21 protein-coding genes are annotated in these 24,379 nt (G+C 73.0%); 10 read left to right on the top strand and 11 right to left on the bottom strand.

All coding sequences use genetic code 11. The annotated features are described in order from the left end of the window. Window positions 1–2 precede the first annotated feature (2 nt). The 3 genes from AB0I89_RS21170 to AB0I89_RS21160 all read left to right on the top strand — a co-directional run bounded on the left by AB0I89_RS21170 (window position 3) and on the right by AB0I89_RS21160 (window position 4,993). The gene (locus AB0I89_RS21170; protein WP_357129224.1) at window positions 3–3,278 is read left to right on the top strand and encodes a lamin tail domain-containing protein; all 3,276 of its coding nucleotides are present in this window, start codon (window positions 3–5) and stop codon (window positions 3,276–3,278) included. A 191-nt stretch (window positions 3,279–3,469) separates the two neighbouring features. Beyond that, complete coding sequence (locus tag AB0I89_RS21165) at window positions 3,470–4,039, top strand: RNA polymerase sigma factor (protein ID WP_357129221.1); 570 nt, start codon at window positions 3,470–3,472, stop codon at window positions 4,037–4,039. Between the two features lie 18 nt (window positions 4,040–4,057). Continuing rightward, a complete protein-coding gene (locus AB0I89_RS21160) occupies window positions 4,058–4,993 on the top strand; it encodes a CU044_5270 family protein (RefSeq protein ID WP_357129218.1) in 936 nt (311 codons plus the stop codon). A 45-nt stretch (window positions 4,994–5,038) separates the two neighbouring features. Here AB0I89_RS21160 and AB0I89_RS21155 read toward each other — a convergent pair whose 3' ends face one another. Continuing rightward, window positions 5,039–5,386, bottom strand: coding sequence for a MerR family transcriptional regulator (locus tag AB0I89_RS21155; RefSeq protein WP_357129215.1), 348 nt, complete (start codon window positions 5,384–5,386; stop codon window positions 5,039–5,041). Window positions 5,387–5,443: 57 nt separating this feature from the next. Between AB0I89_RS21155 and AB0I89_RS21150 the strand changes: the two genes are divergently transcribed. Together AB0I89_RS21150 and AB0I89_RS21145 are read left to right on the top strand one after the other, a co-directional pair. Next, window positions 5,444–6,016 carry an NAD(P)H-dependent oxidoreductase gene (locus AB0I89_RS21150; RefSeq protein WP_357129212.1) on the top strand — a complete coding sequence of 191 codons (573 nt, stop codon included), beginning with the start codon at window positions 5,444–5,446 and terminating at the stop codon, window positions 6,014–6,016. A 9-nt stretch (window positions 6,017–6,025) separates the two neighbouring features. Continuing rightward, window positions 6,026–7,552: a DHA2 family efflux MFS transporter permease subunit gene (locus AB0I89_RS21145; RefSeq protein WP_357129209.1), complete on the top strand. Its 1,527-nt coding sequence runs from the start codon at window positions 6,026–6,028 to the stop codon at window positions 7,550–7,552. Here AB0I89_RS21145 and hemB read toward each other — a convergent pair. Genes hemB through AB0I89_RS21120 form a run of 5 tightly spaced genes read right to left on the bottom strand, consistent with a single transcriptional unit; the run spans window position 7,503 to window position 13,216 of the window. Next, a complete protein-coding gene (gene hemB / locus AB0I89_RS21140) occupies window positions 7,503–8,486 on the bottom strand; it encodes a porphobilinogen synthase (RefSeq protein WP_357129206.1) in 984 nt (327 codons plus the stop codon). The two genes, AB0I89_RS21145 and hemB, sit on opposite strands and share 50 nt — an antisense overlap. Before the next feature lie 23 nt (window positions 8,487–8,509). Beyond that, window positions 8,510–10,090, bottom strand: coding sequence for a uroporphyrinogen-III synthase (locus AB0I89_RS21135; protein ID WP_357129203.1), 1,581 nt, complete (start codon window positions 10,088–10,090; stop codon window positions 8,510–8,512). Continuing rightward, window positions 10,087–11,055 (bottom strand): hydroxymethylbilane synthase, encoded by a 969-nt coding sequence (gene hemC / locus AB0I89_RS21130; protein WP_357129200.1) that lies wholly within the window; start codon window positions 11,053–11,055, stop codon window positions 10,087–10,089. The genes AB0I89_RS21135 and hemC overlap by 4 nt, the downstream gene beginning before the upstream one ends. Then, a complete protein-coding gene (locus tag AB0I89_RS21125) occupies window positions 11,052–12,449 on the bottom strand; it encodes a glutamyl-tRNA reductase (RefSeq protein WP_357129197.1) in 1,398 nt (465 codons plus the stop codon). The genes hemC and AB0I89_RS21125 overlap by 4 nt, the downstream gene beginning before the upstream one ends. Next, window positions 12,446–13,216, bottom strand: a complete 771-nt coding sequence (locus AB0I89_RS21120) for a redox-sensing transcriptional repressor Rex (RefSeq protein ID WP_357129194.1) — start codon at window positions 13,214–13,216, stop codon at window positions 12,446–12,448. The genes AB0I89_RS21125 and AB0I89_RS21120 overlap by 4 nt, the downstream gene beginning before the upstream one ends. A 483-nt stretch (window positions 13,217–13,699) precedes the next feature. Here AB0I89_RS21120 and AB0I89_RS21115 point away from each other — a divergent pair, with 483 nt between their 5' ends. Both AB0I89_RS21115 and AB0I89_RS21110 read left to right on the top strand, forming a co-directional pair. Continuing rightward, window positions 13,700–15,001, top strand: coding sequence for a sensor histidine kinase (locus tag AB0I89_RS21115; protein WP_357129191.1), 1,302 nt, complete (start codon window positions 13,700–13,702; stop codon window positions 14,999–15,001). Window positions 15,002–15,042: 41 nt separating this feature from the next. Further along, window positions 15,043–15,699, top strand: a complete 657-nt coding sequence (locus AB0I89_RS21110) for a response regulator transcription factor (protein WP_357129188.1) — start codon at window positions 15,043–15,045, stop codon at window positions 15,697–15,699. On the opposite strand, the gene AB0I89_RS21105 is transcribed toward AB0I89_RS21110, so the two are convergent. From AB0I89_RS21105 to AB0I89_RS21095, 3 genes are read right to left on the bottom strand one after another with little or no spacing between them, the layout of a single operon-like run. Next, complete coding sequence (locus AB0I89_RS21105) at window positions 15,680–16,345, bottom strand: HAD hydrolase-like protein (protein ID WP_357129185.1); 666 nt, start codon at window positions 16,343–16,345, stop codon at window positions 15,680–15,682. The genes AB0I89_RS21110 and AB0I89_RS21105 overlap by 20 nt on opposite strands. A gap of 17 nt (window positions 16,346–16,362) precedes the next feature. Then, window positions 16,363–16,617, bottom strand: a complete 255-nt coding sequence (locus AB0I89_RS21100; protein ID WP_355050810.1) for a glutaredoxin family protein — start codon at window positions 16,615–16,617, stop codon at window positions 16,363–16,365. Further along, the gene (locus AB0I89_RS21095) at window positions 16,607–18,232 is read right to left on the bottom strand and encodes an AMP-binding protein (RefSeq protein WP_357129181.1); all 1,626 of its coding nucleotides are present in this window, start codon (window positions 18,230–18,232) and stop codon (window positions 16,607–16,609) included. The genes AB0I89_RS21100 and AB0I89_RS21095 overlap by 11 nt, the downstream gene beginning before the upstream one ends. A gap of 594 nt (window positions 18,233–18,826) precedes the next feature. Between AB0I89_RS21095 and AB0I89_RS21090 the strand changes: the two genes are divergently transcribed. The 3 genes from AB0I89_RS21090 (at window position 18,827) to AB0I89_RS21080 (ending at window position 22,002) form a co-directional block, all read left to right on the top strand. Next, window positions 18,827–19,780: an ECF subfamily RNA polymerase sigma factor, BldN family gene (locus AB0I89_RS21090; protein WP_357129178.1), complete on the top strand. Its 954-nt coding sequence runs from the start codon at window positions 18,827–18,829 to the stop codon at window positions 19,778–19,780. A 288-nt stretch (window positions 19,781–20,068) separates the two neighbouring features. Continuing rightward, entirely contained in the window at window positions 20,069–20,947 is an 879-nt protein-coding gene (locus AB0I89_RS21085) for a DUF5667 domain-containing protein (protein ID WP_357129176.1), read from the top strand. Between the two features lie 197 nt (window positions 20,948–21,144). Continuing rightward, entirely contained in the window at window positions 21,145–22,002 is an 858-nt protein-coding gene (locus AB0I89_RS21080) for an HAD-IB family hydrolase (protein ID WP_357129261.1), read from the top strand. A 3-nt stretch (window positions 22,003–22,005) separates the two neighbouring features. On the opposite strand, the gene AB0I89_RS21075 is transcribed toward AB0I89_RS21080, so the two are convergent. Together AB0I89_RS21075 and AB0I89_RS21070 are read right to left on the bottom strand one after the other, a co-directional pair. After that, window positions 22,006–22,863, bottom strand: a complete 858-nt coding sequence (locus tag AB0I89_RS21075; RefSeq protein WP_357129258.1) for a lysophospholipid acyltransferase family protein — start codon at window positions 22,861–22,863, stop codon at window positions 22,006–22,008. 329 nt (window positions 22,864–23,192) lie between these two features. Next, window positions 23,193–24,269 carry an NAD-dependent epimerase/dehydratase family protein gene (locus AB0I89_RS21070; protein WP_357129173.1) on the bottom strand — a complete coding sequence of 359 codons (1,077 nt, stop codon included), beginning with the start codon at window positions 24,267–24,269 and terminating at the stop codon, window positions 23,193–23,195. Window positions 24,270–24,379: the final 110 nt, after the last annotated feature.

The raw sequence follows: 24,379 nt of genomic DNA, 5'->3' as shown, positions 1-24,379 counted from the left end.
CTATGCGCCCGCGCCGCACAACAGCCGCGCTCGCGATCGCCACCGCCGCAGTGACCGTCACGGCCCTCGGCGTCACCCCCGGCGCGGCCAGCGCCGCGCCCACCGACCTGTTCATCTCCGAGTACGTCGAAGGCTCGTCGAACAACAAGGCGATCGAGCTGTTCAACGGCACCGGCGCTCCCGTCGACCTCACCGCTGGCGGCTACCAGCTCCAGCTCTACTTCAACGGCTCCACGACGGCGACCACGATCGCGCTGACCGGGACGGTCGCCGCCGGGGACGCCTTCGTGTTCGCCAGCGCCTCGGCCGGGGCGGCCATCCTCGCCCAGGCGGACCAGAGCACCGGGGCGAGCCTGTTCAACGGCGACGACGCGATCGTGCTGCGCCGGGGCACGACCGTGCTCGACTCGATCGGGCAGGTGGGCGTCGACCCGGGCACCGAGTGGGGCAGCGGCACGACCAGCACGGCGGACAACACGCTGCGCCGGCTGCCGTCGGTGACCGCGGGCGACACCGACCCGTCGGACGCGTTCGACCCCGCCGCCCAGTGGGCCGGCTTCCCGGTCGACACCTTCGACGGGCTCGGCTCGCACAGCGTGGACGGCGGTGGGCCGGTCGACGTCCCGGCGACGGTGACCTGCGGCGGCCCACTGGTCACCGCATCGGGGACGGCGGCGAGCCGGGAGGTCACCGCCACCGACCCGGACGATGAGATCGTCGACCTGGCGGTGACCGCTGTCAGCCCGACGCCGGCCAGCGGCTCGATCACCCGTACCGCGTTCACCCCCGCCGACGCGGTGGGCGGCACGGCCCGCGCCACGGTCGGCGCGAGCGCCGACCTCACGGCCGGGGCGTACACCGTCACCGTGACCGCGACCGATGCGGGCGGTGGCACCGCGAGCTGCGCGCTGGCCGTGCAGGTGACCCGGGAGCTGACCGTCGGGGAGGTACAGGGTCCGACCACCGACGCCGAGTCCGCCGCCGACCGGTCACCGCTCGCACCGGCGAGCGGCAACGGCACCAGCAGCACGATGTACGACGTCCGTGGCGTGATCACCCAGCGGACGCTGGCCCGTACGTCGGCCGGGGCGGAGCAGAACGGGTTCTTCCTGCAGAGCCGCAGCGGCGACACCGACGGCGACCCGACCAGCTCCGACGGCATCTTCGTCTTCATGGGCACGTTCACCTCGCTGGTCGGCGGCTACGTGCCGACGGTCGGCGACGAGGTGGTGCTGCGGGCACGGGTGTCGGAGTACTACAACTTCACCCAGCTCTCCGGTGCGTCGCTGGTCCGTCGGATCGCCACCGGCCTGGACGTGGACACGGCGGTCTCGGTTGCCGACGCGGTGCCTCCGGTCGAGTTGACCGAGGCGCAGCGCTGGTGGGAGCGGCACGAGGGTGCCCGGCTGCGGGTCCGCGCGGGCAGCGGCGCGGTGAGCGGCCGCGACGTCTTCTCGTCCACCGCCGACGCGGAGCTGTGGGTCGTCGACCGGGACGATCCGCTGCTGGACCGCGCCGACCCGTACGCCCGGCGGGTCTTCCGGGACTCGCACCCGCTGGACAATGACCCGACCCGGCGCTTCGACGACGGCAACGGGCAGCGGGTGCTGCTCGGCAGCATGGGCGTGAAGGCCACCGCCGGTGACAGCACCGCGCTGCTCCCGCCGGCGCACACCTTCGACACGCTGCGCGCCGACGCGGTGGGCGGCGTCTACTACTCGTTCGAGAAGTACGGCGTGCAGGTCGAGCGGGCCGAGTTCGACGCCGGGGCCGACCCGTCGAAGAACAACCCGCCGAAGCCCGCCGACCGCTCCCAGGAGGTCGCGGTCGCGACCTACAACGTGGAGAACCTGTACGACTACCGCGACGATCCGTTCGACGGCTGCGACTTCACCGGCAACGCCGGCTGTACCGGTGTCAGCCCGCCGTTCGACTACGTGCCGAGCAGCGAAGCCGACTACCGCCAGCACCTGACGTCGCTCGCCGACCAGATCGTCAAGGATCTGCACGCACCGGATCTGATCCTGGTGCAGGAGGCCGAGGACCAGGACATCTGCACGGTCTCCGGGACGGCGCTGGCCTGCGGCGACACCAACAACGCCGACGGCGCTCCGGACAGCATCCAGGAGTTGGCGCTCGCGGTGGCGGCGGCCGGCGGGCCAGCGTACGCCGCTGCCTACGACCGGACCGGGGCGGACGCCCGCGGGATCACCGCCGCGTTCCTGTACCGCACCGACCGGCTGTCGCTGGCGGCGGCGACGGCGGGCGATCCGCTGTTGGGCACGACGCCGACCGTCCAGTACCGCGCCGCCGGCCTGCCGGGCAACGCCGACGTTCAGAACCCCAAGGCGCTCAACGCGGTGCTGCCGTCCGACGTGGACACGTCGACGGGCAAGGACGGGAACAACGTCTTCACCCGGGCACCCCAGCTGGGCAGGTTCAACGTGGCCGCGGCGCCGGGCTCGACCGAGCGGTTCACCCTGTGGGCGCTCAGCAACCACTACTCCTCCGGTCCGGACAGCCGGATCGGGCAGCGGCGGGAGCAGGCGGCGTACGGAGCGGCGATCGTCACCGCCATCGAGGCGGCCGACCAGGACGCGCGGGTCGTGTACGGCGGTGACCTGAACGTCTTCCCCCGCCCGGACGATCCCATCGCCACCGCCGCCCAGCCCACCCCGTCGGACCAGCTCGCTCCGCTGTACGAGGCGGGCCTGCACAACCTGTGGGACAACCTGGTGGCGGACGTGCCGGCCTCGGCGTACTCGTACAGCTTCGAGGGGCAGGCGCAGACGCTCGACCACCTGTTCGTCAACGACGCGCTCTACGGCGACCTGGTGCAGGTGCGGGCGGCGCACGTCAACGCCGACTGGCCGGCGGAGTTCACCGGTGACGGCTCACGGGGTTCCAGCGACCACGATCCGCAGGTGGCGAGGTTCCGCTCGCGGGCGGCGTTGACCGTCGCCGACACCACGGTGGTCGAGGGCGACCAGGGCACCCGGCAGCTGGTGTTCACCGCCACCGTCTCACGGCCGCTGTCGCAGCCCGTGCTGCTGTGCGCCGCGACCCTCGGTCTCACGGCGCAGGCGGGCTCGGACTTCGACGCGTACGCCGGCTGCAAGGTGTTGGCCGCCGGGGACACCTCGGTGACCTTCCCGGTCAGCGTGCGGGGTGACCGGCGACGCGAGTCGGACGAGAAGCTGACGCTGCTGGTGGCCGGCGTGCCCGGCCTGCGACTGGCCGACCCGCTGGCGACCGGAACCATCACCAACGACGACTGACGACCCACGCGCCAGCGCGCTCGATCCAGGATGTAGTGGCCTCCGCCGATCAAGGAGGCCACTACATCCTTGTTTTCGCAGGAGTTGCCGCGCGGACGCGGTGGCGACGGGACGAGGGGCGGTCGGATGTAACGCCACGTCGTCGCCGAGCCAATGAAGGGGTGTAAGGACGGCCAACGAGAGGACGGCCTGTGAACAGCCCGAGCCCCGGCGGGGACGACCTGACCATCATCGGTACGGATCCGGCCGCTTTCGAACGCTTCTACCGTCGGCACGTCGAGACGATCGGCCGGTTCGTGGCCCGCCGCGTCGACGACCCACACACCGCCGCAGACCTCACCGCTGAGGTGTTCCTGGCGGTGATCGACTCCGCAGCCGGTTACCGGCCCGAGCGCGGCAACGAACTGGCCTGGCTCTTCGGTGTGGCGCGGAACGTCATCGCCGCCGAGCACCGCCGGGCGACCCGACTTATGCGGGCCGGCGGTCGGCTGGCGGGACGACGGCTGTTGGACGCGGACGACATCGCCCGGATCGAGGAGCGCATCGACGCGGAATCGCTGGCCCGGCGCACCTACCGGGCCCTCGGAGGGCTGCCGGAGCACACCCGCGCCCTGCTGGAACTCGTCGCCGTGGATGGTCTGTCCCTTACCGACGCGGCCGGTGCGCTCGGGATCTCCCCGGTCGCCGCCCGGGTCCGCGTGCACCGGGCCCGCCGGGCGATCCGCCTCGCGCTCGCCACGTCCGAATCCGCGCTGGTCTGACCCGGAGGAATGAGCGCCATGACCCACACCGAGAAGCCACTGGGCACCTTCGAGGAACGACTCCTCACCGAACTGCGGGAGCACATCGCCACCCGGTCCCCCGACACGGCCTCGATCGCGCCTGCGGTCCGTACGCCCCGCCGGAACCTCCGGTGGCGCGCACCGGGCTGGCGGCTGGCGGGCATCGGCGGGCTGGTCGCCCTGCTGACCGCCGGCGGGCTGCTGACCCAGACGCTCGGCGACGCCCCGCCGACGGCGAGCGCGGCGGAGGTCCTGACCGCAGCGGCGGGTTCGGCCCGTCAGCAGCCCGACCTGGTGGCCCGCCCCGGCCAGTACCTCTTCGTCGAACTGCGACTCACCTACCGGGAGCGGCCGACCGCCGGCCCGTACGTCGTCGAGCGGCTCCAACGCTGGGTGCCGGTCGGTGACGGCACGACCTGGCAGCAGCGACGGCGGCTGGAGAGCCGCCCCGACGAGTGGCGTACCGACGACGTCTCGGACATGTCACCGCCGCCCGGCTACTTCCAGGGCCTGCCCACGGAGCCGGAGCAGATGGTCCGCTACCTGCGGGACCATCCGGTCCCCGTGGACCTGCCCGCCGGGGCGGACCTGGAGGCCATCAGGAACAACCCCACGGCGATCTTCGGCGACGGCACCTGGATGCTGGAGGGCTACGTGCCGCCCCAATCACGCGGCGCGCTGTTCGAGGCGATGGCCCAGGTGCCCGGGGCCACCGTGCTGTCCGGCGAGGTTCGGGACGCGGCCGGCCGGCGGGGGGTGGCGTTGCGGACGCCGGGCGTGATCGGCGCGCACCTCGACCTGATCTTCGACCGGGAAACCCACGCCTACCTCGGCAGCCGCCGTCTTCTGGTGCGCGACGGCCGGGAGATGCCCTACACGAGCACCGCCGTCACCCGGATCGCGGTGGTCGAGCGGCCGGGACGCCTGCCCTGATCGTCATGGCGCGCGGGCGACCAGCGGACTGCGGACCGGACGGAGTCAGAGGTCGCAGAGGCGGCGACCGGAGCCGATGTCGTCGAGCGCCGCGTGCAGGTCGCGGATGCGCCGCTCGGCCTCGGCGGTCAGCCGATCGTGCAGGCCCTGCCAGTCGGCCGGCTGGGGGTCGGGGGGCAGGGCCGCGAGCAGTTCGCGGATCTCGTTGACGGTCAGACCGATGCGCTGGGCCACCCGGGCCACCCTGATCCGGCAGGCCGCGTCGACGTCGAAGCGCCGCTGGTTGCCGCCCGTACGGGCAGCCGTGATGAGTCCCTGCCGCTCGTAGAACCGCACGGCGGAGCCGCTGACGCCGCTCTCCCGGGCCACCTCGCCGACCGTCAACGCGCCCATCGTCATTCCCCCGCCGCCATTGACTTCATCATTACTTCAAGTCCTAGCGTCCGAGGCATGACTACGCAAGAGAACACCGCACCGACCGTCGCCGTGCTCGTCGGGAGCGTCCGGCAACCTCGGGTGGGCCGCTCGATCGCCGACTGGTTCGTCGCGCACGGGAGCCGCCGCGCGGACCTGGACCTGGACCTCGTCGACCTCGCCGAGGTGGCGCTACCGTTCGCCGACACCCCTCCCGGCGGCAATTCGACCAGCCCCATCAGTGCCCGCCTGGCCGCCGCCGACGCGTTCGTGGTGGTGACGCCCGAGTACAACCACAGCTTCCCGGCCGCCCTGAAGAACGCCATCGACTGGCACTACCGGGAGTGGGCCCGCAAGCCGGTGGCCTTCGTGTCGTACGGCGCCAGCTCCGGCGGCATCCGCGCGGTGGAGCAGCTCCGGCTGGTCTTCGCCGAGGTGCAGGCCGCCACGACCCGCTCCGGGGTGGTGCTCCGGGCGCCCTGGGAACGACTCGACGCCGACGGGCGGCTGGTCGACGACGAGCCGCTGCGGCAGGCGGCCGACGCCACGCTCAGCGAGCTGGCCTGGTGGGCCGAGGCGCTGCGCACCGCCCGCCGGGTCCGGCCCTGAACAGACGACATGGACACGTCTGCGCGACGGCTCGGCTGGTACCTGACCCTGGGTGGCCTGCTCGCGGTGATCGACACCACGGTCACCGTGGTAGCCCTGCCGAGGCTGGTCGACGACCTCGACACCAACCTCACCACGATCGGCTGGGTCACCAGCGGCTACGCGCTCGCCCTGGTCGCGGTGATGCCCACGGCGGCCTGGGCGATCAGTCGCTTCGGCGCCCGCCGCACCTACCTGACCGCGCTGCTGCTGTTCACCGCCGGTTCCGTGTTGGCCGGGGCCGCCTGGAGCGTCGGGTCGCTGATCGCGTTCCGGGTGCTGCAGGGGCTGGGGGGCGGACTGCTCAACCCGGTCGGGATGGCCGTCGCGCTCGCCGCGGTTCCGCCGGGACGGCGCGGGCGGATGATGAGCCTGCTCGGTCTTCCGGTACTGGTCGGGCCGCTCATCGGGCCGGTGCTGGGTGGGCTGCTGCTCGATCACGCGTCCTGGCGGTGGATCTTCTGGATCAACCTGCCGGTGGGGCTGGTGGCGATGGTGCTCGGCCGGTCGGTGCTGCCGGTCGCCGATGCGGGACGAGCACCGGTCCGGCTGGACGTCGTCGGGCTGCTGCTGCTCTGCCCCGGGCTGGCGCTGGCGGTGTACGGCCTCAGCGTCACCGGCGAGCGGGGTGGGGTCGGCACCGCCTCCGTGCTGCTGCCGTTCGCGTTCGGCGTCCTGCTGGTGGTCGCCTTCGCCGTGCGGGCCGGCCGGGTCCGGCAGCCACTGCTGCGCCTGGCGGTGCTGCGCGCGCCGGGGATGACCCCCGGCGCCGCGACGGTGGCCCTCTTCGCCGCCGGATACTTCGGCTCGTTCCTGATCCTCCCGGCCTACGTGCAGGTGGTACGCGGTGACTCGGCCACCCTGGCCGGGGTGATCGGCATCCCGCAGGCGCTGACCACCGGGCTGACGCTCCAGGTCGCGACCCGGCTCGTCGATCGCGTCTCGGCGCGGCGGGTGGTCGGGCTGGGCATCTGCACCGCCGTGGCCGGCACGGTGGTCCGGGTGCTGGTGCTCGACGCCGACACGTCGTACCCATTGCTGGCCGCGCTGGGCGCGGTCATCGGCCTGGGCATGGGTGCCACGCTGATGCCGACGATGACGGCGGCCAGCCGGTCGCTTCCGCCCGACGACGTGCCGTCCGGCTCCACCCTGCTCACCACGGTGTCACACACCTCGGTCGCGGCCGGCACCGCGCTGATCGCCGCCGTCCTGTCCTTCCTCACCGACCGGGTGGCCCCGAGCCTGGGCGGCGGGGGCATCACGGCGGCCGGCCGGCTCGACCCGGCCGGACGGCTCGACCTCGCGCCGGAACTGGCGCTGGCCACCCGGCTCGCGCTGGCGGTCTCGGCCGTGCTGTTGGCGCTCGCCTGGCTGACCAGCCGGCGACTTCCGACCACCGTCGCGGGCGCCGACGAGGCGGTTGGCCCGGGCGGAGCCGGGGAGCCGCTCAGTAACGCTGGCGGAGCAGACCGGCGGCCTCGACCGCCCAGTAGGTGAGGATGATCTGCGCGCCGGCCCGCTTGATCGAGGTGAGGGTCTCCATCATCACCCGCTCCCGGTCGATCCAGCCGTTCGCGGCGGCGGCCTCGACAGTCGCGTACTCGCCGGAGACCTGGTAGGCGGCGACCGGAACGTCCACCGCGGCCCGGACCGCCGACACCACGTCGAGGTAGGGCAGCGCCGGCTTGACCATCACCATGTCGGCGCCCTCGGCGATGTCGAGAGCCACCTCGCGCAGCGACTCACGCACGTTCGCCGGGTCCTGCTGGTAGCTGCGCCGGTCACCCTCCAGCGCCGACTCCACGGCGTCGCGGAACGGGCCGAAGAACGCCGAGGCGTACTTCACGGCGTACGCCAGCACCGCCACGTCCTGGTGCCCGGCGGCGTCGAGCGCCCGGCGTACCACCCCGACCTGGCCGTCCATCATCCCGGACGGCCCGACCACGTCGACCCCGGCGGCGGCCTGGGCCACCGCCATCTCGGCGTAGGCGGCCAGGGTGGCGTCGTTGTCGACGTCGCCGTCGGGGGCGAGCACCCCGCAGTGCCCGTGCGAGGTGAACTCGTCCAGGCACAGGTCACTCATCACGACGGTGGCGTCACCGACCTCGGCCACCACGTCGCGGATGGCGACGTTCAGGATGCCGTTCGGGTCGATGCCGCCGGACCCGGTGGGGTCCCGCTGCTCGGGGACCCCGAAGAGCATGATCCCGCCGACGCCGGCCTGCACGGCCTCGGCCGCCGCCTTGCGCAGCGAGTCCCGGGAGTGCTGAAGCACCCCCGGGAGCGACGCGATCGCCCGTGGCTCGGTCAACCCTTCCTTGACGAACATCGGCACGACCAACTCGGCCGGGTCGACCCGGGTCTCGGACACCAGCCGGCGGATCGCGGGGGTGCGGCGCAGACGGCGGGGCCGGATCTCGGGGTACGACATGGAAGGGTCCTCCTGAACGACGACTACCGGAAGCGCAGAGCGGTCGGCCCCTGCACCTTCGAGCCGCGGCGCTGCTTGGCCGGCATGGCGGCCAGCTTCTCGCGCAACTCGACGGCGTAGGCGGCGAGCGCCTCCACCAGGTCGGGCACCGAGGCGTGCGGCGGCTGGACGTCCACCCGAAGGCCGAACTCCGTCGCGGTCTCCGCCGTCTTGGGCCCGATCACGGCAACAACCGTGCGCGCGTGCGGCTTCCCGGCGATGCCGACGAGGTTCCGCACGGTCGAAGAAGACGTGAAGAGCACCGCGTCGAACCCGCCCGACTTGATCGCGTCCCGGATCTCGGCCGGCGGCGGCGCAGCCCGCACCGTCCGGTACGCGGTCACGTCGTCGACCTCCCAGCCGCGCTCGGTGAGCCCGGCGGCGAGCGTCTCGGTGGCGATGTCGGCGCGCGGCAGCAGCACCCGACCGACCGGGTCGAGGATCTCGTCGTGCGGCGAGAACTCGGCCAGCAGCCCTTCGGAGGACTGCTCCCCGGCGGGGATCAGCTCCGGCTGGATACCGAACGCGCGCACCGCGTCGGCGGTCGCCTCGCCGATACAGGCGATCTTGACGCCACCGAAGTGCCGGGCGTCCAGGCCGTGCTCGGCGAACTTCTCCCAGACCGCGCGGACCGCGTTCACCGAAGTGAAGATCACCCAGGCGTACCGGCCGTCGACCAGGCCCTTGACCGCCCGCTCCATCTGCGCCGGGGTACGCGGCGGCTCGACCGCGATGGTCGGCACCTCGCACGGGATCGCCCCGTACGCGCGCAGCCGTGCGCTCATCACGCCGGCCTGCTCCTTGGTCCGGGGAACCAGCACCTTCCAGCCGTACAGCGGGCGGTTCTCCCACCAGCTCAGCTTGTCGCGCTGCCCCACCCCGACACCGACGGTGAGCACCACCCGGCCGGTGAAGCCGAGCGCGGCGGCCACGAAGCTGTCCACGGTCGACGTGGTCGTGTACTGGGTCTCGCCGGTGCCGTCACCGGTCACCCCGACACCGGTGGTGCCGTCGACCCCGGCGGCCAGCAGCCCGTCCCGGACGGCCGCGAGGTCACCGGCGTCCACCGCGAGCGCGAGCGAACCCCGGCCGACGGCGGCGGCCAGCGCCTCGAAGTCCAGCGCGCTGACGTCCTCGACGTCGGCGGCAGTACGCACACCCGGCAGCGGAACACCCGCGTAGGTGGCCACACCCTCGGCCTGACCGACGCCGGGCACCACCTCGAAGTGGGCGGCGGTACGGGCGACGGCCTGCACCTCCTTGACCACCGAGTCGTGGCCGAACGGGTCACCGGCGACCAGGTGCACCGCGTTCAGCCCGGACCGGGCGGCGGAGATCAGCACCTTCGCCACGTCCCCCGGGGCGCCTTCGGCCGGGGTGAACTCGGCGTCGTCCCGGGCCTCGGCGCGCACGGCGGCGAGCAGCGACTCCGGGACCCCCCGGTCGTAGATCACCTGATCGGCGTCGACCAGGGCGTCGTGCGCCCGGCGGGTCAGCAGACCTGGGTCGCCGGGGCCCGCCCCGACGAACGCGATACGGCCGACGGGCTTACGGGTGCGGGTCATTCTGTGCTCCCAAATTGCTGGGTCCCCGGGCCGGTGTGTCCTTCGTGGCCGAGGATCGAGTCGGCGCCGAGGTCGAGGAGTTCGGCGGCGAGTGCCTTACCGATCTCCGCAGCGTCGGCGGGCGTTCCGGTGCGGGACAGCCGGATGTCACGAGTGCCGTCCGGGCTGATCACCGCCCCGCGCAGGTAGATCTCGTCACCGTTCTCGCCTTCGGCGAGTTCGGCGTAGGCGGCGACGGGTGCGCTGCACCCGGCCTCCAGGGTGGCCAGCAACGCGCGTTCCGCGATGACCGCGGCGTGCGACGGTGCGTGGTCGAGCGTTCCGAGCAGCTCGACCAGATCCTGGTCGTCGACCCGGCACTCCACTGCCAGCGCGCCCTGGGCGGGCGCGGGCAGCATCAGCATCGGGTCCAGCGTCTCGGTGATCACGTCGGCCCGACCGATCCGGGCCAGGCCGGCCCGGGCCAGGACGACCGCGTCGAGGTCGGCATCGGGGCCGAGCACCCGCGCCAGGCGGGTGTCGATGTTGCCGCGGATCGGGGTGACCTCCAGTTGCAGGCCGAGCGCGTGCAACTGGGCGATCCGGCGCAGCGCGCCGGTGCCCACCGTGGCGCCGGGCGGCAGTTCGGCGAGCGTCTGGCCACCGCGGGCGATCAGTGCGTCGCGCGGATCCTGCCGGGGCGGCACCGCCGCGATGTGCAGCCCGCCGGCGGCGGCCGTGGGCAGGTCCTTGTACGAGTGCACCGCGAAGTCGATCGTCCCGGCGGTCAGCGCGTCGCGCAGCGCGGAGACGAACACTCCGACGCCGAGCCGGTGCACCGGCGCGCTGGAGCGGTCGCCCGCGGTGACCACCTCGACCAGCTCGACCGGGCGGCCGGTGGCGGCGGTCACCGCCTCGGCGACCTGGCCGGACTGGGCCATCGCCAGGGTGCTGCCCCGGGTACCGAGGCGCAGGGGGGCGGTCATCGCGCACCTCCGGTGGGCGGGACGGGGTCGGTGGCGTCCGAGCCGGGCGCCGGGTCGTCGTCGGCGGCCGGCCTGCCGATCTCGGGGCTCAGCACGTCGGGGACGGTGTCCACCGGTGAGGTCTGCGGCACCTGCAGGTCGAACAGCTCACGCAGCAGGGCGGCGTACTGGTCGCCACCGGGCTCGGCGGCGAGCTGGCGGACCTTGACGGTGGGCTGGTGCAGCAGCCGCTGCACCACGCGGTGCACCGTACGGGCCACCTCGGCGCGCAGGTCGTCGCCGAGGTCGGGACGGCGCTGGGCCAGCCGACGCAGCTCGGTGGCGACGACGTCGTCGGCGCGACCCCGCAGCGCCGCCACGGTGGGCGCCACGTCGGCGCCGCGCAGCCAGGTGAGGAAGCCCTCCACCTCGCCGGTCACGATTCCTTCGACGGCGGCGGCGTCCGCCGCGGCCGGACCGTCGGCGAGCAGTGCCGCCATCCGGTCGATGTCGATCACCTCGACGCCGGCCAGGTCGGCGACGCCCTCCTCGACGTCGCGCGGAACGGCCAGGTCGAGCAGGACCAGCGGGCCCCGGGCCGGGTCGCGCTCGGCGAGCGCGGCCCCGACGACCGTCCGGGTGAGGACCGGTTCGGTGGACGCGGTGGCGGCCACTACGATGTCCACTGTGGAGAGCGTGGCGGCCAGTTCGGTCATCGGCGCGGCGCCCGCACCGTACGACTCGGCGAGCCGGACGGCCCGGTCGATGCCCCGGTTGGTGACCGTGAGTGGCCCGGCGCCCAGCCGGGACAGCGTGGCCACCCCGAGCGAGCCCATCGCACCGGCCCCGATCACCAGAGCCGGGTGGCCGGCGAGATCACCGTCGAGGTGCCCGGCCGCCAACTCCAGCGCGGCGGTGACGACGCTCTGGCCGGCCCGGTCGATGCCGGTCTCGGCGTGGGCCCGCTTGCCGACGCGCAGCGCCTGCTGCATCAGCTCGTGCAGCAGCCGGCCGGCCGAGTCGGCGCCGGTGGCCCAGTGGTACGCGTCGCGCAACTGGCCGAGGATCTGCGCCTCGCCCACGACCATGGAGTCCAGCCCCGTGGCGACGCGGAAGACGTGGTCCACGGCGGCGGTGTCGTAGTGGACGTACAGGTGGTTGGCGAGCGCCGCCGGGGTGCTGCCGGCCTGCTCGCCCAGGACGGCGCAGATGTCGCCGAGCCCGCCGTGGAAACCGGACACGGCGGCGTACACCTCCACCCGGTTGCAGGTGGAGACGAGCACCGCCTCGCTCACGTACGGCTGAGCGACCAGGCGGTCCAGGGTGCGGGTGAGGTCGGCGGGGGGCACGGCCAGCTGCTCCAGCGTGGCGACCGGGGCGGTCCGGTAGGACGCGCCGACGACGAGCAGTTTCACGTGCCGATCGCCTCCTGGGTGTCGGTGGCCGCGAGACCGCCGGGCAGGGCGGTGAGAGCGGACCCGCCGGTGGCGGGCAGCGCGGTCAGCGACGCCTTACGGTGCTCGTGGAAGGACAGAATCTGCAGCTCGATGGCGAGGTCGACCTTGCGCACGTCGACCCCCTCCGGAACAGAGAGTACGCACGGCGCGAAGTTGAGGATGCTCGTCACGCCGACCGCGACCAGCTGATCGGCGACCCGCTGGGCGGCCGGGGCGGGGGTGGCGATCACGCCGATCGCGATGGACTCCTGGGCGGCGACCGCCGGCAGGTCGTCGACATGCCGGACCACCAGCCCGTTGATCTCCTCGCCGACCCGGGAGGGATCGGCGTCGAACAGTGCGGCGATCCGGAAGCCCCGGCTGGCGAACCCGTCGTAGCCGGCCAGAGCGTGACCGAGATTACCCACGCCGACCAGGGCGACAGCGCGACGCTGTGTGAGCCCGAGCACGTACTCGATCTGCTCGATCAGCAACGCGACGTCGTAGCCGACGCCCCGGGTGCCGTACGAGCCGAGGTGGGAGAGGTCCTTGCGGAGCTTCGCGGAGTTGACTCCGGCGGCCGCCGAGAGACCCTCACTGGAGATCGTTTCGTGGCCGACGTCGGCGAGGTTGTGCAGCGCGCGCAGGTATTCCGGGAGCCGAGCGACGGTCGCCTCGGGAAGGTCCGGAAGCGCCGGTACGGCACCGGCGCGGCCGGGCGCACCTGGCTGACGGTGCTGACTCATGAGACTCCGTGCGGTGCGATCCTCGGCCAACTCTGCTGGTCGGCCGCTTATGGACTCCCGCTGGCGACCGTGGTTTCCGGCTGTGCTAGCAGGGCGCGTCGGAACTACAGAGTAGGCGCTTGTGAAGACGTGCACAAATCGCGATCTTGCCGCTCCAGCCCGCGACCCCACCCGCCCCTCCATTCCACAAGATCGATTGAGCGCTCACCACCCGCGCGATTATTACTCAATCCCGACTTCTCTGACCAATCCCGCGCCCCACCCCCGTCCCCGCCCCCGCCCCCACCCCCGACCTCGCGATCTTGCACTTTCGGTCGTTCCATAACGTCCGCAGCTACGCAAATCATCGACAGCAACTGCAAGATCGGCGCGGGAATGGGCGGGAGCGTGGGTTCGGAGGACCGCGGGGTGGGGGCAGCACTACCGGGGAGAGACCAGGCTTCGGGATGGGGGGCGGGGCCGCGGCTGCCTAGCCTTTGAGCCATGACCGCCCTTGCCGCCACCAGCGACCGGCAGCCGCTGGCACGGAGCATCCCCCGCCAACTCTTCGTCGACTCCGGGTACGTGCTTCTCGGCCTGCCACTGGCAGTGGCCAGCTTCGTCGTCCTCATCGTCGGCCTCTCGGCGGGCCTCGGCCTGATGGTCACCGTGATCGGCCTGCCGATCCTCAGCGGCACGCTGTACGCCGCACGCGGGCTGGCCGACATCGAGCGGCTGCGGCTGCCCGCCGTACTCCGGCAGCCCCGGATCCGACCGCGCTACCGACTGCCGGAGGCGGGCGCGAGCGCCTGGCGGCGGATCTTCCTGCCGATGCGCGACGCGCAATCCTGGCTCGACCTGGCGCACGGAATCCTGCGGTTGATCGTGGCCCTGGCCACCTTCGTGGTCACCGTCTCCTGGTGGGTCGTCGCGATCGCCAACTCCTTCTACTGGGCGTACGACTGGGCCCTGCCCCGGCCGTCCGGAGACGACCAGGATCTGGCGCAACTCCTCGGCCTGGGTGACTCGACCACCGCCCGGATCGGGCTGAACACCGCGGTCGGCGTGTTCTTCCTGATCACCCTGCCGATCGTGGTGCGGGGCTGCGCGCTGCTCCAGGCCAGCTTCGCCCGGGCACTGCTGACCGGGGTGGCCGAGATGCGGGACCGGATCACCGTGCTGGAGGAGCAGAAGCGGGCGGCGGTGTCCGCCGAGGCGTCCGCGCTGCGCCGGCTGGAACGTGACATCCATGACGGCCCGCAGCAGCGCCTGGTCCGACTCGCGATGGACCTGAGCCGGGCCCGGATGCAGCTCGCCTCCGACCCGGAGGAGGCCGGCCGGACCATCGACGAGGCGGTGACCCAGACCCGGGAAACACTTGCCGAGTTGCGGGCGCTGTCGCGCGGCATCGCCCCACCGATTTTGGTCGACCGGGGTCTGCCCAGCGCGCTCGCCGCGCTCGCCGGTCGCGGGCTCATCCCCATCGAGCTGCAGGTCGACCAGCAGTTGGGCACGCGGGACGGCCGACTCGACCCGGCGGTGGAGAACACCGCGTACTTCGTGGTGGCCGAGGCGCTGACCAACATCGCCAAGCACAGTCGGGCCACCGAGGCCACGGTCGCCGTGGCCCGCCAGGGCACCCACCTCCAGGTACGGGTGGGCGACGACGGGCAGGGCGGCGCGCACCTGGCGAAGGGGCACGGGCTGGCCGGTATCGCCGACCGGGTGCGGGCGGCCGGCGGTGAGCTGGCCGTGGTCAGCCCGAACGGCGGCCCCACCGAGATCCGCGCCGAACTGCCGCTGTGAACCAACGCGATGGCGGTCCCGACGTGGTAGACACCACACCCATGCGCATTGTGATCGCCGACGACGCCGTCCTGCTCCGGGAGGGGCTGGTACGACTGCTGACCGAGAGCGGGCACCAGGTGGTGGCCGCCGTCGGGGACGGCGACGCGCTCGTCGAGGCGGTGGTCGAGCACCGGCCCGACGTGTCGATCGTCGACGTCCGGATGCCGCCGACCCACACCGACGAGGGGTTGCGGGCGGCGGTGCGGGCACGCCAACTGGTGCCGCGTACGCCGATCCTGGTGCTCTCCCAGTACGTCGAGGTGTCGTACGCCGATGATCTGCTCGCCACCACCGGCGGCGCCGGCGGCGGCGGGATCGGCTACCTGCTCAAGGACCGGGTGGCGGCGATCGACGAGTTCCTGGACGCGCTGCGCCGGGTGGCGGCCGGCGGCACGGTGCTCGACCCGGAGGTGGTCGGCCAGCTCTTCGCCCGACGCCGCCGCGACGACCCGCTGCGCGAGTTGACCCCGCGCGAGCGGGAGGTGCTCGCGCTGATGGCCGAGGGTCGGTCGAACACGGCCATCGCCCGCGCCCTGGTGGTCAGCGACGGCGCGGTGGAGAAGCACGTCCGCAACATCTTCACCAAGCTCACCCTCCCGCCGGACACCGAGCAGCATCGGCGGGTGCTGGCCGTCCTCACCTACCTGCGGAACTGACCACCCGGGCGGCCAGGGCCACCGCGTCGGTGAGGGTGTCGGCCACCGGGTGACCGGAGTCGCGCAGCCGGGCCGGGTCGGTGAACCCGCCGGTATAGAGCACCGCGCGACCGCCGACCGCGAGGGCCGCGTCCGCGTCGTCGATGGAGTCGCCGATGAGGACGACCGCGCTGCCGTCCACCTCCAGCTCGGCCAGGTGCCGCCGGAGCGACTCGGCCTTGCGGTCGCCGCCGACCGTCGCCCGCAGACCGTCGACCCGGGTGAAGTGGCCGGTCAGCCCGTACGTGTGCACCGTGGGCACCAGCTCCTCGTGGAACCACATGGAGAGCAGACTCTGGGTGCCGTCCCAGGCGGCCATCGCGGTCCGCGCGTCGGCGGCCAGCTCGCAGGTGGTCAGCCCGTCGCGGTACGCGTCGTGGAAGATCCGGTCCAGCCGACCGAACGCCTCGTCGTCCACGGCCTGCCCGAGCACCTCGGCGTAGTAGTCGGCGATCGGCCGACGGAAGCGCGTCCGGTGCTCGTCGGAGGTGACGGTCGGCCCGCCCACGCTGGCGAACGCGGCGTTGGTGGCGGCCACCACCAGGCTGAGGTCGTTGAGCAGGGTGCCGTTCCAGTCCCAGACCAGGTGGGGGTGCGCAGGGGTCATCCGAGCACCCTAGGCCCTCAAAGCTGCGGCGTGGTCAGGTCCCGCAGCAGCCGATCCTCCTCCACCCGCCAGTAGCCGTGCTCCTTGCCGTCGAGCATCACCACCGGCAGCCGGTCCCCGTACTCCCGTTCCAGCTCCTCGTCGCCGGTGACGTCCCACTCGACCCACTTGTCGCCGGTGACCGCCACCACCCGGTCGAGCGCGGCCTTGGCGTCGTCGCACAGGTGGCAGCCGGGTCGGGTGATCAGGGCGAGCCGGGCGTCAGTGGCCATCGGGTACCTCCGTGCGGGCGTCGTCGGCGGATGCGGGCGATCCGGCCGGGGCCGCCGACCGGAGCTGGGTCTTTCGTACCTTGCCGATCGCCGAGTGGGGCAGTGCGTCGACGAACTCGACGGCGGTCGGGCACTTGAACCGGGCCAGGTTCCGTGCGCAGTGTGCGAGCAACTCCTCGCCGCTGACCGGCCGCCCCGACGCCGGCACCACGTACGCCCGCACAGTCTCGCCGGTTCGCGGGTGCGGCACACCCAGTACCGCCGACTCGGCCACCCCGGGGTGCCCGGCGAGCACCAACTCGACCTCGTGCGGATAGACGTTGAAGCCGTTGACCAGGATCAGGTCGCCGAGTCGGTCCACCAGGTGCAGGTCGCCGTCGGAGTCGGCGTACGCGATGTCGCCGGTGCCCCACCAGCCGTCGGCGTCCGGACCGTCGCGGCCGTCCGGCCAGTAGCCGTCGAAGAGGTTGGGGCCGCGTACGACGATCTGCCCCGGGTCGGTGCCGGGGGCGACGTCGGAGATGTCCAGCTCGTCCGTGTCGTCGTCCGGGACGGCCTGGCCGTCGCGCCACAGGTCCACCGAGTCCGGCCCGACCAGGCGTAGCTGGACGCCGGGCAGCGGCCGCCCGATCGAGCCGGCCTTCGCCACCTTGCCGACCAGGGTGGAGGTGAGCACCGGCGCGGTCTCGGTGAGGCCGTAGCCGATGTGCACCGGGTGGCCGGTCGCCGCGGTGAAGCGCGCCGCGACCGCGGGTTCCAGGGGCGCCGCGCCGCACACCGCCACCCGTACCGACGCGGTCGCCGCGCGGACCGTGTCGGCGTCGGCCCAGGCCAGGAACGTCGACGGTACGCCGACCAGCACGCTGACCCGGTGCCGGGCGATCTCGGCGAGTCCCGCCGTCGGGTCCGGCTCGTCGAGCAGCACGCCGGCGGCACCATGGTGGACGACGGCGCCGAGCCCCGCATTGAGGCCGTACGCGTGGAACAGCGGCAGGGCCAGCAGCACCGTGTCGTCCGGGCCGACCACCGGCGGCTCGATGGCGTCGACCTGGTCGAGGTTGGCCAGCAGCGCGCGGTGGGAGAGCATCGCGCCCTTCGGACGGCCGGCGGTGCCCGACGTATAGAGCAGTACGGCGAGGTCGTCCCCGCCGCGGCGGGCCCGGGGACGCGGCCCGGGCTGCCCGGCGGTCGGCGGGGTGTCGTGCACGGCGGTGAGCGCCGGCAGATCGGCGGCCACCTCGGCGACCAGGCCGCGGACCCGCTCGGTGCCGATCAGCAGCGACGCGCCGGAGTCGGACAGCACGTGTCGCAGCTCCGGGGCGGTGAAGCCGGGGTTGACCGGCACCGCGACCAGTCCGGCCCGCAGCGCGCCGAGCCACCCGAGAACGAAGTCGGGGGTGTTGGTCAGCGCGATCGCCACCCGGGGCGGTGTGTCGCCCGGCTCGGTGGCCGGAACGGCGGAAGCCAGGCCGTACGCGGCGGCGGTCACGGCGGCGTCCAGTTCGGACCAGCTCACCTGCTGATCCCGCCAGTGCAGCGCGGGCCGGTCGCCGTGGTCGAGAGCCGCCCGGCGGACGCGGTCGGCGAGGTTCGGCGGGAAGTCCTGCACGGTCATCGAGTCTGGCACAGCCGCGGTCGACGGGCCACGCCTCGACGGGTCGACGGGCCACGCCTCGACGGCCGCGCGGTGACGGCCGCAGATCGTCCCGTCAACGGGACGCCCACCGTGCCACCGACGCACCGATCGGGTCCGGCTGATGGGACGGGCGACGCACCCGGTCAACGGTTCGGCCCAGCCGGTACGGCGGGTGGCGGGTACCGCTCAACTGATCGGCCAATGTGCCGTCCGACCTGGGGATCCATCCTGGAACAACCGGTCGGTCGAAAGTCAAACGCACACGACGGACAACCGGTCCGCCGCCGGTGCGACACAGCGGGAAATACTTCCGCCTTGTGTAACGGACTTGCCACGCGCGGGTGACGTTGGCCCTATTATCACTCGGGTCGGCTCACCCCATTTGCCGTGAGTCGACACCCCTCAGCCCGAGGAGGCCCCCGTGCCTGTGAGCGCATTGGACCAGCACCTCAAGGGGAACTGCCGCCCGTCGGCACACCCCGGAACAGTCCTGCCCGACCGGCTACCCGGTCGGTCCGCACCGACGACCCGCAAACCGGCCCGTCCGGCCACCATGGGGACGGGGGCGGCGCGATGACCACCTTCGGATACGCGGAACGTCCCGTCGGCCTGACCGGCCAGACGCCCCGCTCGCAGGTCAACGAACGGCCGGCAACCCGCGCGCCGCTGGGCGACCCGCACGCCGCGCTGCGGGGCGAGAGCCCCGCGCAGCGGACCCGCAACCGCCCCCACACCAACGAGCCTCCACCGAGACCGGCCGTCCCCGGTGGCAACGCGATGCCGACCGGCGGTCGGGTCGCCGCGCCGACCCGACCGACCATGCCGTCGCAGGGCCGCCGGGCCGGCGACGCCCCGGCGCCGGCCACCGACCCGGCGGCGGGCGAGACGGCGGTGATCCCGGCGGTTCCGGCCGCCACGCCGACCACGCCGACCGGTTTCCCGAGCCGCCCGGACCCGTCCGACCCGGCCACCGAGGTCTGGACGCTGGTCGAGCGCGCACAGGCCGGCGAGTCAGCGGCGTTCGGTCTCATCTACGACAGGTACGTGGACACCGTCTTCCGGTTCGTCTACTTCCGGGTGGGCAACCGTCAGCTCGCCGAGGACCTGACGTCGGACACGTTCCTGCGTGCCCTCAAGCGGATCGGGAGCTTCACCTGGCAGGGCCGCGATCTCGGCGCCTGGCTGGTGACCATCGCCCGCAACCTGGTCGCGGACCACTTCAAGTCCGGCCGGTACCGGCTGGAGGTCACCACGGGCGATGTGCTCGACGCCGACCGCGAGGATCGTGGCCCCGAGGGCAGCCCGGAAGCGGCGGTGGTCGAACACATCACCAATGTCGCCCTGCTCACCGCCGTCAAACAGCTCAACCCGGAGCAGCAGGAGTGCATCGTGCTCCGGTTCCTACAGGGCTTCTCGGTGGCCGAGACGGCCCGCGCCATGGGCAAGAACGAGGGTGCCATCAAGGCTCTGCAGTACCGGGCCGTCCGTGCGCTGGCCCGACTGCTGCCCGACGGTTTCCAACCGTGATTCGCTAGCCGCACCGACGAGCGTCGATCACTGTCTGCGCAGCTCAGGGCGGGTCTCACTCGGTGACGCCGATCACTTTCTGTGATTTCCGCCCCGCCCGGCCCGTAACCCGTGCCCGGTCCGCCGCGTTTCTCCGGGTGCGACCGGTGGATGTCCCGGCAGGGCCGGGGCACCGAGGTCCGCCCGGCAGGCCGGACGGCGCCTCACCTCCGTGGTGTCACAAACGCCGCCCGGTCGCCGTAAACACGGCGGCCGACCGGCCGTGACCAGCGAGAGGAGGTGCCTGCGGTGGATAACGACCTCTTCTCCCGCCGGCGTGCCGAGCGCTTCGCGCAACTTCTCGACGAGGCCAACGGCGGCCGGCGGCACCACGTGCGGTCCCGGGTGGACAGCCAGCTGGCGCCGCTCGTCGCGGTGGGCCATCGGATCAGCGCCGATCCTCCGACCGTCGAGGTGGATCCCGACTTCCGCACCGGCCTGCGGGCGATGCTGCTCGCCACCGCCGAGCGTGAGGGGATCGGCACGACCCCGGCGACCGCCGAGCCGGCCGCCCCGCGTGCCGCTACCACGAGCCGTGGCTCGTTGCTGCCGGCGGTCACCGCCCGGCGGGCCCGTGCCCGGGGAGCGATCCTGGTCGGCATCGCCGCCGGCGCCATCGCCGTCTCCGGCATCTCCGCCGCCAGCGAGAACGCCGTTCCCGGCGACGCGCTCTACGGAATGAAGCGGTCCACCGAGCGAGCGCAACTCGCCCTGGCCAGCTCGGACATCAGCCGTGGCCAGCTCTTCCTGGACTTCGCCCGGACCCGGCTCGGCGAGGCGGCCGAGCTGCGCGGCGACCGCATCGGCTACAGCGCCGTCCTCGACGACATGGATGCCGACACCCGGCAGGGCACCCGCCTGCTCACCGCCGCCGCCGTGCAGCGCGCGGAGCCGGCCAGCCTGGACGCCGTCAACACGTTCGTCGCCAGCCAGCGACGGGCGGTGAGCAACCTGCTCGACGGCGCCGGCCGGGCCGACCGGGAACGGACCCGGCGGTCGCTGGCCCTGCTGGACAGCATCCGGGAGCGGTCGGACGCGGTGCGCGCCGCCATCGCATGCGGCCTGCCGGCACCGACCGGCAGCGACACCCTGGGCCCCACCCCGAGCACCTGCCCCGGCGCGCGCTGACCCGCACGGCGAGACCGGGCCCACTGACCCGTACGGCGGAACCAGGCCCACGGACCCGCTGCGCGAGAGCGCACGACCGACCGGTCGCGGCACGGTTTTCTGTGCCCGGCCGGTCGGTCGTGCGTTCCGGATACCCTCGCTGGAGGCATCGTCGTAGCTGCGGAAGGAGGGGAAGTCGCGTGGCGCGCAGCCGCAGGATGACGGTCAGCACCGACGTTCAGGGACACACCGCCGGTTGGGCGGAGACCGACCTGGCGTCGGTCACCCCGCCCGCACCGGACCCGACCGCCGCCGCCTTCTTCGACGTCGACAACACGATGATGCAGGGCGCGTCGATCTACTGGTTCGCCCGGGGGCTCGCCGCCCGGAACTACTTCACGACCGCCGACCTGGCCCGCTTCGCCTGGCAGCAGCTCCGGTTCCGGTTGCTCGCCCGCGAGCACGCGGGCGACATGTCCCAGGCGAAGGAGGCCGCGCTGGCCTTCGTCGAGGGGTGGCGGGTCGACGACGTGGAACGCCTCTCGGAGGAGATCTTCGACGAGCTGATGGCCCCCCGGATCTGGGCCGGTACCCGCCAGCTCGCCCAACGCCACCTGGACGCCGGCCAGCGCGTGTGGCTGGTCAGCGCCGCCCCGGTCGAGATCGGCCGGGTGATCGCCGCCCGGCTCGGCCTGACCGGCGCGATCGGCACGGTGGCCGAGGTGCGGGCCGGGGCGTACACCGGGCGGTTGGTGGGCGATCTCATGCACGGGCCGGCGAAGGCCGAGGCGGTCGCCCAGCTCGCCGCCGTGGAAGGGCTGGACCTGAGCCGCTGCGCGGCGTACAGCGACTCGGCCAACGACCTGCCGATGCTCTCCGCGGTGGGCCGGGCGGTCGCGGTCAACCCGGACGGCGCGCTGCTGCGGCAGGCCCGCCAGCGCGGCTGGGAGGTACGGGACTTCCGTACCGGCCGCCGAGCCGTCAAGATCGCCGTACCGTCGACGGCGGCGGCCGGGCTGGTCGCTGGCGCGGTCACCGCCGGCCTGGCCCTCCAGCGTCGCCGCCGCGCCGGCTGAGCGTCAGGGGCCGAACGGATCGGGTCGCCGTTCCAGCAGCGTGTGCAGGGTCTGCTGGATGGTCTCCCGCACCTGGTCGGCGAGGTTGAAGACGACCAGCGGATCGTCCGCCGAATCGGTCAGGTGGGCGGTGGGGATCGGCGGGCAGAACTCGATCAGCCACTTGCTGGGCAACGGCACCATCCCCAGCGGCCCGAGCCACGGAAAGGTCGGCGTGACCGGGAAGTACGGGAGCTTGAGCAGTCGCGCGAGGGGTTTGATGTCGGCGAGCATCGGATAGATCTCCTCGCCGCCGACGATGGCGACCGGAACGATCGGGGTGCCGGTGCGCAGCGCGGCCGAGACGAAGCCGCCCCGACCGAACCGTTGCAGCTTGTACCGGTCCGCGTAGAGCTTGCCGATGCCCTTGAACCCCTCGGGGAACACGCCGACCAGGTCGCCACCGCCGAGTAGCCGCTCGGCGTCCGGGTTGCAGGCCACCGTGCCGCCGGTCTTGCGGGCGATCTCCGACACCACCGGCATCCGAAACACCAGGTCGGCGCCGAGCAGGCGCAGGTAGCGGCGGGCCGGATGCTTGTCGTGCAGGGCCGCCGACAGGATCAACGCGTCCAACGCCACGGTGCCGGAGTGGTTGCCGACCACCAGGGCGGGCCCGTCGCCGGGTACGTGCTCCACCCCGCTGACCTCGGTACGGAACCAGTCCCGGTAGAGCAGCCGCAGCAACGGGTGAAAGACCGCGTCCGTCAACTCCGGGTCGAAGCCGAACTCGTCGACCTCGTAGTCCCCGGCCAACCGTCGACGCAGGAACGCCAGGCCGTTGGCGACCCGGCGGTCCCACTGGTCCCCGGGCCGATCCGCCACCGCTGGCGCGGTGCCACCGCCGGAAGCCGGCGCGCTTGTGCCACCGCCGGAAGCCGGCAGGCTTGTGCCGCCGGGCGTCGGCGCGGTGCCACCGGAGGCGGGCGGGCTTCCGCTGGCCGGCTCGTCGGTGGCGCCGGTGTCGACCTCGTCGGCGGACGTACCCGCCGGGCCGTCGGTCGGCGTGTCGACCTCGTCAGCGGGTGTCGCGGTGGGCGCGAGCCGGGCCGCCGGGCGGTGGCCGTTGCGCCGCGCCGGCTCCGCGTCCGGCACGGGCGGAACCAGCGGTACGTCGAACCGCCCGATCCCCTGCGGGTCCTGCCCCTGCCCGGTCAAGATGTGCGCTCCCGAACCGCGGCACGGACCTGCCGGATGCCGTCCAGAACCAGCTGTTCGGCGGCGGCCAACTGCCCCCGGCTGAGCACCGCCCTACCGTGGTGGGCGCGGATGAAGTCCTCGAACGCCTCGGCCGTGGAGCGCGGCGTGAAGCCGTACTCCTGCTCAAGGCGCGTGGTGTCGACGACCCGGCCGTGCACGAAGAGATCGACCTGGTCGAGGCCGTAGCGGCCGACCCCCATGGTGCGGGCCAGCGCCGCCGCGCCGGACAGCCCCGGCTCGAGCACCGGCACGGCCACCCGCCCGGCCCGCCGGATCGCCTGGGACAGCGACAGCACGCCCGGACCGGCGACGTTGTAGGTGCCCGGATGGTCTTCCACGATCGACCGGTGCAGCACCTCCAACGCGTCGTCGAAGTGCAGGAACTGCAGCCGGGGATCGCGGCCGAACACGGTCGGCACGAACGGCTGCGCGAAGTAGCGCGTCAGGGTCGTGTCGGCGGTCGAACCGATGAACGGGGCGAAACGCAGCACCGTCGCGGTCACGTCGGCCCGACGGCGACGGAAACCTCGGACGTACCCCTCGACGTCGAGGATGTCGCGGCCGAAACCGCCGCGCGGCACCTCGCGCGGCTCGGTCTCCTCGGTGAACACCGCCGGGTCGCGGAACGACACCCCGTACGCGGCGGTCGACGACCGGACCACGAGCTTGCGGAGGCGGGGCGCCCGCTGGCAGGCGGCGAGGAGCTGCATGGTCCCGATGACGTTCTGGTCCTTCATGGCCGACCGGCCACCGTGCTGCCGGTCGGGAGAGCTGACCAACGCGAGGTGGACCACCGCGTCGACGTCCAGATCGGCGAGGAGCCCACCGAGCGAAGCCGGGTCGACACGGATCCGCTCGACCCGGTCCAGCAGATCGGTGAACTCGGCGGCCGGCTCCGGCGCGTCCACACCGATGACCCGCTCGATACGCGGATCGGCGGCCAGTCGGGCCGCCACGTGGGCGCCCAGGTAACGACCGACCCCGGTCACGACGACGACCCCCGGAGCACCTGGGGTGCTACCGGGGGTCATCTGACGCACCTACCCCGACAGGCGGGATCGAGCCGGGACGACCACGGCCTGATCACCTGAGCCTCCGGAGGTCGACAGTTTGGCAAGCGACGCTGCCGGGCAGAGCCCGG

The sequence above is a fragment of the Micromonospora sp. NPDC049801 genome (assembly GCF_040656575.1).
Classification (GTDB): Bacteria; Actinomycetota; Actinomycetes; order Mycobacteriales; family Micromonosporaceae; genus Micromonospora.
The sequence above is the reverse complement of the archived record's forward strand: the minus strand, read 5'-3'. Positions and strand labels throughout refer to the sequence as shown.

What these genes read in the sequence shown, in the direction of transcription:
- AB0I89_RS21090 (WP_357129178.1), top strand. Translation starts at nt 18,827, where the DNA reads ATGACCACCTTCGGATACGCGGAACGTCCCGTCGGCCTGACCGGCCAG.
- AB0I89_RS21160 (WP_357129218.1), top strand. Translation starts at nt 4,058, where the DNA reads ATGACCCACACCGAGAAGCCACTGGGCACCTTCGAGGAACGACTCCTC.
- AB0I89_RS21095 (WP_357129181.1), bottom strand. Translation starts at nt 18,232, where the DNA reads ATGACCGTGCAGGACTTCCCGCCGAACCTCGCCGACCGCGTCCGCCGG.
- AB0I89_RS21115 (WP_357129191.1), top strand. Translation starts at nt 13,700, where the DNA reads ATGACCGCCCTTGCCGCCACCAGCGACCGGCAGCCGCTGGCACGGAGC.
- hemC (WP_357129200.1), bottom strand. Translation starts at nt 11,055, where the DNA reads ATGACCGCCCCCCTGCGCCTCGGTACCCGGGGCAGCACCCTGGCGATG.
- AB0I89_RS21080 (WP_357129261.1), top strand. Translation starts at nt 21,145, where the DNA reads ATGACGGTCAGCACCGACGTTCAGGGACACACCGCCGGTTGGGCGGAG.
- AB0I89_RS21170 (WP_357129224.1), top strand. Translation starts at nt 3, where the DNA reads ATGCGCCCGCGCCGCACAACAGCCGCGCTCGCGATCGCCACCGCCGCA.
- AB0I89_RS21070 (WP_357129173.1), bottom strand. Translation starts at nt 24,269, where the DNA reads ATGACCCCCGGTAGCACCCCAGGTGCTCCGGGGGTCGTCGTCGTGACC.
- AB0I89_RS21145 (WP_357129209.1), top strand. Translation starts at nt 6,026, where the DNA reads ATGGACACGTCTGCGCGACGGCTCGGCTGGTACCTGACCCTGGGTGGC.
- AB0I89_RS21150 (WP_357129212.1), top strand. Translation starts at nt 5,444, where the DNA reads ATGACTACGCAAGAGAACACCGCACCGACCGTCGCCGTGCTCGTCGGG.
- AB0I89_RS21100 (WP_355050810.1), bottom strand. Translation starts at nt 16,617, where the DNA reads ATGGCCACTGACGCCCGGCTCGCCCTGATCACCCGACCCGGCTGCCAC.
- AB0I89_RS21135 (WP_357129203.1), bottom strand. Translation starts at nt 10,090, where the DNA reads ATGACCCGCACCCGTAAGCCCGTCGGCCGTATCGCGTTCGTCGGGGCG.
- AB0I89_RS21110 (WP_357129188.1), top strand. Translation starts at nt 15,043, where the DNA reads ATGCGCATTGTGATCGCCGACGACGCCGTCCTGCTCCGGGAGGGGCTG.
- AB0I89_RS21105 (WP_357129185.1), bottom strand. Translation starts at nt 16,345, where the DNA reads ATGACCCCTGCGCACCCCCACCTGGTCTGGGACTGGAACGGCACCCTG.
- AB0I89_RS21155 (WP_357129215.1), bottom strand. Translation starts at nt 5,386, where the DNA reads ATGGGCGCGTTGACGGTCGGCGAGGTGGCCCGGGAGAGCGGCGTCAGC.
- AB0I89_RS21120 (WP_357129194.1), bottom strand. Translation starts at nt 13,216, where the DNA reads ATGAGTCAGCACCGTCAGCCAGGTGCGCCCGGCCGCGCCGGTGCCGTA.
- hemB (WP_357129206.1), bottom strand. Translation starts at nt 8,486, where the DNA reads ATGTCGTACCCCGAGATCCGGCCCCGCCGTCTGCGCCGCACCCCCGCG.